This window comes from Pseudomonas sp. 4CAES_32.4, from assembly GCF_058136335.1.
Genome location: NZ_CM176882.1, coordinates 2,394,564 through 2,406,854, shown reverse-complemented (window position 1 = coordinate 2,406,854; position 12,291 = coordinate 2,394,564). Strand labels below are relative to the sequence as shown.

General features: G+C 52.5%; 6 protein-coding genes and 2 pseudogenes. All 8 read left to right on the top strand.

Annotated features, from left to right (window positions below; genetic code table 11):
* The first annotated feature begins 9 nt into the window (after positions 1-9).
* The 8 genes and pseudogenes from AC3Y64_RS10885 to AC3Y64_RS10850 all read left to right on the top strand — a co-directional run bounded on the left by AC3Y64_RS10885 (position 10) and on the right by AC3Y64_RS10850 (position 12,213).
* Positions 10-2,052 carry a type VI secretion system Vgr family protein gene (locus tag AC3Y64_RS10885; protein WP_489987431.1) on the top strand — a complete coding sequence of 681 codons (2,043 nt, stop codon included), beginning with the start codon at positions 10-12 and terminating at the stop codon, positions 2,050-2,052.
* Complete coding sequence (locus AC3Y64_RS10880) at positions 2,042-2,779, top strand: DUF4123 domain-containing protein (RefSeq protein ID WP_489987430.1); 738 nt, start codon at positions 2,042-2,044, stop codon at positions 2,777-2,779. The genes AC3Y64_RS10885 and AC3Y64_RS10880 overlap by 11 nt, the downstream gene beginning before the upstream one ends.
* Positions 2,779-7,506 (top strand): RHS repeat-associated core domain-containing protein, encoded by a 4,728-nt coding sequence (locus AC3Y64_RS10875; RefSeq protein ID WP_489987429.1) that lies wholly within the window; start codon positions 2,779-2,781, stop codon positions 7,504-7,506. The genes AC3Y64_RS10880 and AC3Y64_RS10875 overlap by 1 nt, the downstream gene beginning before the upstream one ends.
* Positions 7,507-7,517: 11 nt before the next feature.
* Positions 7,518-7,970, top strand: coding sequence for a hypothetical protein (locus tag AC3Y64_RS10870; RefSeq protein WP_489987428.1), 453 nt, complete (start codon positions 7,518-7,520; stop codon positions 7,968-7,970).
* 199 nt (positions 7,971-8,169) lie between these two features.
* Positions 8,170-8,747: pseudogene (locus AC3Y64_RS10865) on the top strand (type IV secretion protein Rhs); the annotation flags it as partial.
* A 1,309-nt stretch (positions 8,748-10,056) separates the two neighbouring features.
* Entirely contained in the window at positions 10,057-10,476 is a 420-nt protein-coding gene (locus AC3Y64_RS10860) for a HEAT repeat domain-containing protein (RefSeq protein ID WP_489987427.1), read from the top strand.
* A gap of 407 nt (positions 10,477-10,883) precedes the next feature.
* Positions 10,884-11,830, top strand: a pseudogene (locus AC3Y64_RS10855) (RHS repeat domain-containing protein); the annotation flags it as partial.
* Complete coding sequence (locus AC3Y64_RS10850; RefSeq protein ID WP_489987426.1) at positions 11,827-12,213, top strand: hypothetical protein; 387 nt, start codon at positions 11,827-11,829, stop codon at positions 12,211-12,213. The pseudogene AC3Y64_RS10855 and the gene AC3Y64_RS10850, both read left to right, overlap by 4 nt.
* The last annotated feature ends 78 nt before the right edge of the window (positions 12,214-12,291 follow it).

Genomic DNA, 12,291 nt, shown 5'->3' with positions numbered 1-12,291 from the left:
GAACAAGGGATGTTCGCGCCGGCCAATGAAACCCACTTTGCCCTGACCATCGAAGGTCTTTCCGCTGACTTTCAGGTGTTTACCCTGCAAGGCCGGGAAGCCGTGAGCCAGCCTTTTGTCTTCGAGGTGGAGCTGGTCAGTGAGCAGCCGTCGCTGGACCTCGAAACCCTGCTGCACAAACCGGCGTTCCTGCAACTGTCGCCCGATGGCAGCGGCATTCACGGCCAGATCTACCGCGCCGCGCAAGGCGATTCCGGCAAGCGCCTGACGCGTTATTCGGTGACCCTGCGACCGCAATTGTCCTACCTGGCGCACCGCGTCAATCAACGCATCTTCCAGAACCTCACGGTGCCGAAAATCATCGGCCAGGTCCTCGAAGAGCACGGCATTCAAAGCGACGCCTACGAATTCAAGACCGGTTCGATTTATCCCGAGCGCATCTACTGCGTGCAATACGATGAATCGGACCTGCACTTCATCCAGCGCCTGTGCGAGGAAGAAGGTATTCACTACCACTTCCAGCACAGCGCCACCGCGCACAAACTGGTGTTCGGCGATGACCAGACGGTGTTCCCGAAATTGGCGCCGGTGGCCTATCAGCAAGACTCCGGCATGGTCGCCAGCGACCCGGTGATCAAGCGTTTCGACCTGCGCCTGGAAACCCGCACCAGCCGCACCACCCGCCGCGATTACGATTTCGAAAAACCGCGCATCACCCTCGAAAGCGAAAACCGTGGCGACGCCCTGCCCGACCTCGAAGACTACGACTACCCAGGGCGTTTCATCGACCGCGAACGCGGCAAGCACTTGGCCAAACGCGCACTCGAACGCCATCGCAGTGACTTCCAGTTGGCCGAAGGCAAAAGCGATCAGCCATTGCTGGTCAGCGGCCATTTCCTTGCCCTGACCGCGCACCCGAAAGCCAAGTGGAATGACCTCTGGCTGCTGACGGAAGTCCACCATGAAGGCAAGCAGCCGCAAGTCCTCGAAGAGTCGATGACCAGCGACACTACCGCACTGAAAGACGATTTCCATCAGGGCTACCGCAACCGTTTCCAGGCCACGCCGTGGGAGGTGCCGAACCGCCCGCCCCTGCGCCATCCGAAACCGCGCATCCTCGGCAGCCAGAGCGCCGTGGTCACCGGCCCGAAAGGCGAAGAGATCCATTGCGACGAATACGGCCGCGTCAAAGTCCAGTTCCACTGGGACCGCGAAGGCCAGGCCGACGACAAGACCAGCTGCTGGCTGCGCGTCTCCAGCGCCTGGGCCGGCGCCCAGTACGGCGGCATCGCCATCCCGCGCATCGGCATGGAAGTGCTGGTGACCTTCCTTGAGGGCGACCCCGATCAACCGCTGATCAGCGGCTGCCTGTACCACAAGGAAAACACCGTCCCGTATGCACTGCCGGCAAACAAGACCCGCAGCACCTTCAAGACCCTGAGCTCGATGGGCGGTGGCGGCTACAACGAACTGCGCATCGAAGACAAAAAAGGTCAGGAGCAGATCTACCTGCACGCCCAGCGCGACTGGGACGAAAACATCGAACACGACCAGAAAATCCGCGTCGGCAACGAACGCCACGACACCGTCGAGCAAAACAGCTACAGCGAATTCAAAGCCGAAGAACACCACACCGTCTACGAAGACCGCAAAGTCGAAGCCCGCGCCAACGACCACCTCACCGTCGGCGTTAACCAGCACATCAAAATCGGCACCGGCCAGTTCATCGACGCAGGCCAGGAAATCCACCTCAGCAGCGGCATGAAAGTGGTGATGGAGGCTGGCGCCGAACTGACCCTGATTGGCGGTGGCAGCTTTATCAAGATCGATGCCGGTGGCGTGACCATGAGCGGGCCGGTGATCAATATGAATTCCGGCGGCAGTCCAGGCAGCGGCACCGGTGCCGCGCCGTTGATACCCGGCATCCTGAAACAAGCCGACGCCGACAAGGCCGGCCAAGTCCTCACCCCGGCCCAGATCAACACCCTCAAACGTAACGCGCCATTCTGCGAAGAATGCGAAAAATGCAAGGCAGGTGCCTGTGCCATCTGATCGAATTACGCCTAAGGATTGGCTGGCGCGACAGCCGTTGCAAAGCGGCGAACGCCTGTACCTGATCATCAGCGCAGCCAGCGATTCCGACGCACTGAAAAACCTCTACCTCACCGAACCCACCGCCCAGCTCCTGCCGATCTGGGGCGGCACGCCCTACTCCACCTGGCAACCGGTGATGCCCTACGTCACCGAACTCAAGGGCAACTCGGCATTCCTGCCATGGATCGCCGAAACCGACGCCCTCGATTGGGGCTGGCTGGCGGTATCGCGCTCGGAGCCGAGCGAAGTGTTCGAGCATCTGCGCAGCCTGACGCAGGTGAAGATGCCGGATGGGACCGAAGTGTTTTTCCGCTTCTGGGATGGCCGGCATATCTACCCGATTCTGCATGGGCTTGGGGAAAAGGCTGGGGAAGTGCTGCCGATGTTTGAGCGGTATTTGATTAATGGGCAAGCGCTGGAGGTTGGTACGCGGGTTGTGCCGAAGGTGAAGGATTGGCCGTGGTGGGAGGTGCCGAAGCCGTTACTGGATGGCTTGGCGAAGGAAAATCCGACGACGCTGATCAGCAACCTGATGCAGTGGCTGGAAGAAGACCGTCCGGACATTTACACCGCTTGGCCCGAAAGCAACCTGAAGCTGAAAGTCAGCCGTTTCGTGCGCCGTCCGGACGCACCGAAAAACCTTAAAGAAGCACTGTTAAACCACCTGATTCTGGAGCAAGGCTGATGGATCGCGTTGCCTTTGTTGACAACCAACTGAACACCTTCAAGGACAGTCTGAAGCTGTATCAGGAACAAACCAAAACCTGGTACGCGCGCGTCGCTGACAAGGCCAGCCGGGCCGCTGACCTGCCTTCCCTGCTGGGCATGGAGCGAGTAATCAAGGTTGGTGACTCGAGCAAAGCGGTGAGCATGACCGACGGCAATTTCACCTCGAACGTGGCGCAGTGCCCGCTCAAGGGGCCGTTGCTGATCGAAAGCAAATTCGAGTCTGTTTACGACATTCCTATCGGCGAAATCGAAGTCGAGATCGTCGCCGTTGAGGGTGGTGCAGTCAGCAAGGTCAAACTCGATGCTCAAGGCAAAGCCGCCTGGACCGGCGGTATTCCAGGCAAGTTCTACGAGATCCGCGTTCATAACGAAGTGACGCCGGCACAAATCGATGCCCTCTTCAGCTCCTACAGCGGCGTGACCGCAGACCTGGAAGGTTTTCTTCGCAAAGAGTGGGCCGGATTCAAACCGCAATGGTCGAACCTTTCCACCTCGGGCACCGCGATGGCGATTGGCACCGGCATTCTTGAAGGTGGCTGGGAGGCGATAAAGGGTGTATGGGATGGCATCAACCAAGTGCTTGATATCCTGCAGGACCCCGGCAAGTTTGCGAAGGATCTTGGCGCGGGTGCAGATGAACTGATCAAAGTTGCCAAAAGCTCGCCGGACATCATGAAAAAGGCCATGTTGCTGGCCAGTGACGAAGCCGCGCTGTTCCTGCTGGTACGCAGCGCCGTGATCTGGCTGGCAGGCCTGCCGCCGATGAAGATGGCGGGCGACATCGCGAAAGCCACCACGGCAATGGTGGTCGGTATCGCCATAGACATCGTGATTGGCGTGGTACTCACCATTGCGGCTGAAGGCACCGGCGTTATCTACCTGATCGCCCGCTTGAAGAAATACGGCGAGCTTGTCCTCAACGCCGTCGTCGGTTTCGTGAAGTCGTTGTTCAAGATCATTAATGGCTTTATGGAATACGTCGCGAAATACACCGCTGTTGCGGCGCGTGGCGTGACGGCCAAGGTGAGAAACGGGATTTCCGAGTTGCGGTTTGATGGAAAGCGAGTGACTACCATCGAAACGCCCAAAGCCCACCATGATGCCCCTGCACAATCCAAAACACCGGATGACAAAAGCGCAACTTGCGCTAAAAAAACGTGTACCAACGGTTGCCCTGTTTCGATGGTCACAGGTGAAGAGTTACTGACTTTGACCGATGGTGAACTTGGAGGTCTCGCACCATTTAGCTGGACTCGCCTCTATCGAACCAGCGCAGCGGAAATCGATTGTGGCCTTGGTTTTGGCTGGAGCCATGCGCTGTCACAGCGGATAGAAATCAATACCGATGAAGTAGTCTGGACTGATCATGAGAATCGGGTGATCACATTCCCGCTTCCTAGCATCCAACGCCCAGCGATTACCAATAGTCTTTCGGAAGCGGCCATTTTCATCGGTGAAGATCCTTCAGAACTTATTCTCACTCAGGCCGGTGGGCATGCTCAGTTCTATCACTTCCGCTACGATCGAAAAGGCGCAACACTGATAGCCATCAGTGACAAGTACGATAATCGACTTCATATCACGCGCGACATTCACGGTCGAATCAAACGCATCGACAATGGTGCTGGTCGTGCCTTGCTATTGCGCTACGACCGCAAACATATCGTGGCAGTCGACTATCAACAGTTCAGCCCGGCAGACAATATGGAGGAAGCATGGAGCACCGTCCAAACAGTTGTCAGCTATGCCTATGACTCACAATATCGCCTGATCGAAGCAAAAAACGCAGCAGGAGAAGCCGAGCGTTATGCCTACAACGATCAGAACGTAATTCTTGAACGCCAGTTAGCCGGTGGGGCCAGTTTTTACTGGGAGTGGGAAAAAGAGGGCAAGTCAGCACGCTGTGTTCGTCACTGGGCGAATTTCTCGCAGATGGATACTCACTACGTTTGGGATGATAAAGGTAGCGTTACCGTCACCAACGCCGACGGCAGCGAAGAGGTCTACACCCACGACGATCAGGCTCGACTTATTGCACAAGTAGACCCTGACGGAGCCGAAAACCTCAAGGCTTACGATAAAAAGGGCCGCTTGGTTGCAGAGCAAAACCCGCTCGGTGCGATCACCGAATTCCGATACAGCAAATCCGGAAATCTTGTAGCCGTAATACCTCCAGAAGACGAACCAACAGGTTATGAATATAACAATGGATTCGTAACCAAGATATGTCGCGGTAAAGCGGTCTGGACATATCAACGAAACAATCAGGGTGATATCACCCAACAGACAGATCCTGACGGCAACACTACCCACTACAGCTATGACCGTCAGGGCCGTCTGCTGGAGATTGGCCATTGCGATGGCAGCCGTCATCAATTGGGCTGGAACAATCTCGGCCAACTACTGGAAGAGCGACTTCCAGATGGGGGTCAACGCAAGTACCGCTACGATGCACTTGGCCGGCAAATTACCCGTCAGGAAGAAAGCGGAGCTATCACCCAGTATCAATGGGATGCTGCAAATCGCCTTGCCCAGATCACTCTGCCCGGAGGAGCGACCCGAACATTCACTTACAACGCATATGGTCGTGTCACCGCCGAGCGCGACGAGCTCGGCCGCATCACGCGTTACGAATACGCCGACAATCTGCATCTTGTCAGCCGTCGCATCAACCCGGACGGCAGCCAACTGCGCTATCGCTATGAAAACTCACGTCTGCTGCTGACTGAAATCGAAAACGAGCGCGGCGAGCATTACCACCTCGACTATTACGCCAACGGCCTGATCCAGCAGGAAACCGGTTTCGACGGTCGTCGTACTGCCTATGAGTACGACCTCAACGGCCAACTGCTGAAGAAAACCGAGTTCGGCGACGATGGCAGCGAACTGGTCACTGAGTATCAGCGCGACGCTGCTGGCCGGCTGCTGGTGAAAACCCTGGCCGACGGCGAGGAAATCCACTACAGCTACGACGCCCTCGGTCGTCTCGTAAACGTCGACGACGGCCACTGGCCGCTCGCCTACAAATACGACCTGCAAGACCGCCTCATCGAAGAACACCAAGGCTGGGGTACCCTGCGCTACGAGTACGACAGCGTCGGCCAACTAAAACACTGCCGCCTGCCTGACGGCAGCAAACTTGATTACCGTCACAAATCAGGCGGGCAACTCAGCAGCATCGACCTTAACGGCTCACGTCTGACCTCTCACCAGTTCAGCGCCGGTCGCGAACAACAGCGTCAGCAAGGTTTACTGCTCAGCCAATACCAGTACGACGAACAAGGTCGCCTGCAAGCACACACCGTCGGCCAGCGAGACAAGAGCCTGTTCCAACGGCGTTATAACTACGATGCCAACGGCAACCTCGCCGGTATCGACGACAGCCGCAAAGGCAACCGCAGCTACCACTACGACCCGCTCGATCGACTGATCAGCGTGCGCGGCGCCACCCCAGAAAGCTTTGCCCACGATCCGGCGGGCAACTTGCTTGGCCAAAACAACGAAGGCACCGCCAACCTCGCCAACGTCAAAGGCAACCGCCTGCTGATGCAGGGTGATCGTCATTATGAGTACGACGCGTATGGCAACCTAAGTCGCGAGCGCCGCGGTACAGGACAGAAACTCGTCACCGAATATCGCTACGACTGCCAGCACCGCCTGATCGGCGTCAGCCTGCCGGGCGGCAGCATTGCAACCTACAAGTACGACGCCTTCGGCCGTCGTATTGAAAAAGCCGTCGACGGCAACACTACTGAGTTCCTGTGGCAAGGCGAACGCTTGATCGCAGAAAGCGCTGAGAACCGCTACCGCAGCTATATCTACGAACCGGGCACCTTCCGCCCATTGGCAATGCTCGACGGCGAAGGCCCCCGAAAGGCCACACCGTTCTATTACCAACTCGACCACCTCGGCACACCGCAGGAGCTCACCGACTACAGCGGTGAAATCATGTGGTCGGCGAAGTACCGAGCCTACGGTAATCTCGCCGCGCTGGACGTCAGCGAGATCGATAACCCGTTGCGCTTCCAGGGTCAGTATTTCGATGCCGAGACAGGGTTACATTACAACCGTCACCGCTACTACAACCCGGGAACTGGACGGTTTTTGACCCCGGATCCGATAAAGCTTGCGGGTGGGTTGAATAGCTACCAGTACGTGCCTAACCCTATGGGGTGGGTGGATCCGCTAGGTCTAAGCGGAGAGTGTCCGGACTCAGAAAAATGCAGACTTCCCGTTGAGGAACCGAGTAGCCCTGCCGGCTCAAGCGTTGACCCAGGAGAAGCACAAGCGCCGGACGCGTATGGAAGAAAATATAAACCCGGGGCGGCCAGAGCAAATCCCAAAGACGTAAATTTTACACAACCTGGCGTGAATAAAAACGGACAGAACTACGAGCAGGATATGCGTAACGGCTCTTGGGACTGGCAGCGCTCTGGCCCAATTCGGGTGATGGAGGTCGACGGTCAACTTGTATCGTATGACAATAGACGTCTACGAGCAGCACAACTGGCCGAGCTCAAAGAAATTCCAATCGAAATTGTCTTAGCAGAAGACATCATGCCTGGATCGAAAAAAACATGGGAAAAAGCCTTCAACCAAAGAAGGAATGAAAAACGAAACTGGGTCGATGGGAAACCGGTACCTCCAACGGGCCTTAAAGATCAACCAAAGATCAATGACTAGGAAAAATCAAGATGTTCAACAACGACAAAATTAAGACACAGGAACTTTGGAGCGAGGAAATATACGTTCGCCAAAACTCTGTAACCTTTAACAACGGTTTCTGCTGCCTATTTGAACTATCACAAAAAGAAAACAAAATAACTAACAAAAAATGGTCTCCCATCTCGGATCTATTGGCTGACGACAGTGATACGTGTGAAGGACTAGCGACAATAATAAAAACCGAACTATTAGCTGATGCTTTTGTTGAATGTGGTGAATGCTTAGCCTCTGGAGATGACGGCTTCGTCGCCTTGACTAGAAAGTCAACCAACGAACTAGTCTGGCTCTTGATTCTGAGTGAAACAAACCCCTTTGAGAGTATCGATATAAAAGATGACCTAATCGTAGTCACTTCATCAAACGGAACCACAGTATCGATACCCTTCGAACGACCAGACGAGCTGTCTATAGATTGGAACTAAAACTAAAAAATCAGGCCACCATATAAAAACCTAAAACAGCTGAAATCGTATTATCTATCAACTAAAATAAACGCCATACCTTCTCCAACTTTTTATCAACGAATCACATACATCTATGCAAAATACTGATATCAAAATAAGCTCGATAAAAATGAAATATGGACGAATTATCGATGGTATTTGGATACAGATCGGATAGAACAACCTCGGCCAGTTGCTGGAAGAACGCCTGCCCGATGGCGGCCAGCGCAAATATCGCTACGACGCACTGGGTCGGCAGATCACCCGCCAGGAAGAATCCGGCGCCGTTACCCAATACCAGTGGGACGCCGCTAATCGTCTCGCCCAAGTCACACTGCCGGGCGGCGCTACCCGTGCGTTTACCTATAACGCTTACGGATATGTCACCGCCGAGCGCGATGAACTCGGTCGCATCACCCGCTACGAGTACGCCGACAACCTGCATCTGGTCAGTCGCCGCATCAGTCCCGACGGCAGCCAACTGCGCTATCGCTATCACAACTCGCGCCTGCTGCTGACCGAAATTGAAAACGAGCGCGGCATTACCACCTCGACTATTACGCCAACGGCCTGATCCAGCAGGAAACCGGCTTCGACGGTCGTCGCACCGCCTACTAGTACGACCTCAACGGCCGACTGCTGAAGAAAACCGAGTTCGGTGACGATGGTAGCGAACTGGTCACTGAGTTTCTGCGCGATGCTGCTGGTCGGCTGCTGGTCAAAACCCTGGCCGACGGCGAGGAAATCCACTACAGCTCCTCGCCGGCATCGATGACAGCCGTAAAGGCAACCGAAGATCACTACGACCCGGCAGGTAACCTGCTCCGCCAGATCAACATAGGCTCCGCCATCCATAGCTTTCCAGCAGCTCCTGAACAAGTTAAAAAATATATGGGCAATGTGAAATGAGATCAAAACTAGAGTACGAACTTCAGCCCATCCGAGTTCCAAGCGGCTGGACGATTACAATCAACAACCTGTTTGAGGTAGAGCTGACGCCGGAAACAAGCAGTTGGTTCTCCAGCTCAGTGCTCATTGGTGGAGTTCGGCGCAGCACTGGACATTGTTTTGATTTCAGAGTCGAGCCCGAGGGGGATCCTAATGGAGAGTTTGTAATTGACTTTCTAATAATTAACTACGACCATAAAGGGAAACCAATTAAAAACTCTGAAAAATTCCTTAGCGAATTTCGAACCAGACACAAACATGAATTTATCCAAAAAATTGAATCTTTTATGATAGAAGCTTAAAAACTTTAACTTTAAACTTGATTGCCCACAGGGACAGAAAACCACAGCTGTAAAATTTAGAGATTACGGCTTGGGCCAGTTTCGCTCGCTATCTTAAACGCGGCCGCCCCCCTAAGCCCCCCTTATGCAACTTTGCATTAATGGTGAAGCAAGTACGCGCCCAGAAAGCACAATAACGCTCTATGAGTGGGCCACCAACAGAAAACTGCATAATGGTGAAGAGCGGCAAATCGGAATCTTTGCACGATACAGAAAAATTACGGATCTAAAACTCTAAACACATGACTACTAAAGTATTGAAACGAAGAATCACAGTTTCTTTTTCCAGATGCATGGGATCTATGACTTATCTCTGCCCTTCGCCCCTTTAAGTTTGCTCGTCTCCGATTACTTTATGAATATTCAGCCCATAACCGCCCTTGGCGGAACGATAACACTAGATAACCTTACTCACCTAAGCGGATTAGACATCTCACTCATCACCGATGAGCTGAAAGAAGATCTTCTACAAGCTTCCTTTCGACTTGGGCAAATATTAGATATAGGGTGGTATCCGGAGTTTAGTGAACAAGGGGCATTTAGGGTTTCGCTAATCTCAAATCGGAATTGGGAATCACCCATTTATTGCGAAACCGCAAAGACCTGGACTGATCTATACCAAGCGATAACAAACGCACTGCATGAAATGAAAAGACAACAACCTAAAACCTAACACCATCTGACCCTACAACCAAGAGCAAACAAATGCAGCAGTGACATCTTCTTCCTCAGCAGACGACGACCCAATGTCACCACCAACTTAAGTCGAGAAAAAAATGAACAGCAAGACTTATGACGAATACAATTGCTGGCTTGGCCAGAGCGACGACTCGAATTGGAACGAGTACATCACCGAGCAGGTAGCCCACGGAGTTTTGCAAAAATTTGACTCCGAAGACTGGAAACTTCTTCGAGAAACAATTCTTTCAAAAGAGGAGTATTGGCAGGAACGAAGTACTGCTGCGCTCGGAGAGCTACGATCTCATGACGCAATAGCGATTTTAAAAGCACTCCTTGACTCGAAATTTCCCGAGGTAACTATCGCTGCGGCATCGGAATTGGACTGGACAGAAGCAGCGATTGAACAAGAATACACGGTAAAAATACAAAAAATCATAGACCTACTCCCACCGGAAGAATCGGATTCTTATCCAGAGCTTGCGAGACTATTAAGAAAAACCAAGAACCACGATTAAATACCAATCAAATAATTGGAATAGACATCGATTCAATATCAACGCAACAAGCCCTAGAGCATAAAAACTAAGCGAGAGAAATTTCCGAATTGACAGCCAAGCTGACAACCTTAGTTATTGCTTCTGAAATAAGGGGTCTTGTTCGTTATAATTTAAAGAATTTTTTTAGATCAGGCAGCACATCCACATGGAAACCATGAACATCTACAAATCTTAAAACGCTATTTTCCACAATAACCTGATTACCATTCCGGATAGGCGACGAAATTTGAGAGTCCCAATCTATATGGATGATCATGACTGCGTTCATACCAGCGAGAGTACTCATTGGAAGCAATTCAGAGTGCAGCATCCGGCTGAACAGGACAAAAACCACGTTTGACGTATGGCTTGGCCCTGAATCCTCTGCCTTTGACCGCCGCAGCGAAAATATCGTCAACGTTCACACCACCGAGTATCTGTGGCAGGCGAATGCTTGATCGCAGAAAGCGCCGACAATCTTTACCGCATCTACCTCTACGAACCGGGCATCTTCCTCCCGTTGGCAATGCTCGAAGGCGAAGGCCCACGCAAGGCCACACCGTTCTACTCCCAACTCGACCACCTCGGCACCCCGCAAGAGCTCACCGACTACAGCGGTGAAATCATGTGGTCGGCGAAGTACCGAGCCTACGGTAATCTCGCCGCGCTGGATGTCAGCGAGATCGATAACCCGTTGCGCTTCCAGGGTCAGTATTTCGATGCCGAAACAGGGTTACATTACAACCGCCACCGCTACTACAATCCGAGAACTGGACGGTTTTTGACGCCGGATCCGATCAAGCTTGCGGGTGGGTTGAACAGCTACCAGTACGTGCCTAACCCTACGGGGTGGGTGGACCCGTTGGGGTTGAATGGGTGTCCACCAGATGGTGAAGGGAAAGGAAACTCCACGGCACCGACTGAAAATGCAAAAATTGACACTAAGGAGCCAGCTTCACCGGATGTAGACTGGTCAAGTCCTAGCGTTAAAAGAGCCTCGGCGCAGCTTGATCAAGGCGCTAAAGACGTAACCGTCAACAGTCGAGCAGAAGCTGAAGAACTATTCAAAGGGAAATACGTAGGTCAAGGATATAGAAATGCCGAAGAATTCAACCCGGTAACCGCGAAGGATTACTTTCAAACCCCTCAAGGCAAAGAGTCCTATTACCATTGGGATGATACGCCGGTATCAAATTTGGAGACTCGAAAAGTTTATATGGCAAATCATAGCCCTACTGACCCACATGCGGCCATGCCACACTTGCAACTGCATCCGAAAGATGGAAAAGTAATTCGAATCTATTGGCCAAACCCATTTGAAGGTCAAAAATGACAGAACAGAAAAAAATCCCACGAAGTGTATGGTATGGTCTTGATGGAACCGGTTACGACAATATCGCCCAAGAAATAGCATCCGAAGACCCATTAATGAGAAAATGGGTTTCAATATACGCCATTTATAAATATCAATTCACGGAAGATGCGCACCAATATTTCGATTTTATTCACAACTCAAAAAATTCCAAATATGCACTAATAATATTTACGATACCCATCGAAAAAATCAATACAAACGACGGACTCGACGACAGAGACATCATCATATCTGAAATTAAAACCATGGATTCTGAGGAAGAAATCAACACATCTCTAGCCACATTAAAAATCGATCCGGAATTGTTTGCTGCCCCATGGCGATGCGATTATCCACTTTAAACAACAATAGCGTAAATGGGGACAGACTACGGTTTATTATTCAGAAAGTGGTCTAACCCTGATTTTTCCCAAAACCTT

Excerpts from the sequence above, each read along its gene's own strand:
- AC3Y64_RS10885 (WP_489987431.1), top strand. The coding sequence starts at position 10 with ATGTTCGCGCCGGCCAATGAAACCCACTTTGCCCTGACCATCGAAGGT.
- AC3Y64_RS10875 (WP_489987429.1), top strand. The coding sequence starts at position 2,779 with ATGGATCGCGTTGCCTTTGTTGACAACCAACTGAACACCTTCAAGGAC.
- AC3Y64_RS10870 (WP_489987428.1), top strand. The coding sequence starts at position 7,518 with ATGTTCAACAACGACAAAATTAAGACACAGGAACTTTGGAGCGAGGAA.
- AC3Y64_RS10860 (WP_489987427.1), top strand. The coding sequence starts at position 10,057 with ATGAACAGCAAGACTTATGACGAATACAATTGCTGGCTTGGCCAGAGC.
- AC3Y64_RS10850 (WP_489987426.1), top strand. The coding sequence starts at position 11,827 with ATGACAGAACAGAAAAAAATCCCACGAAGTGTATGGTATGGTCTTGAT.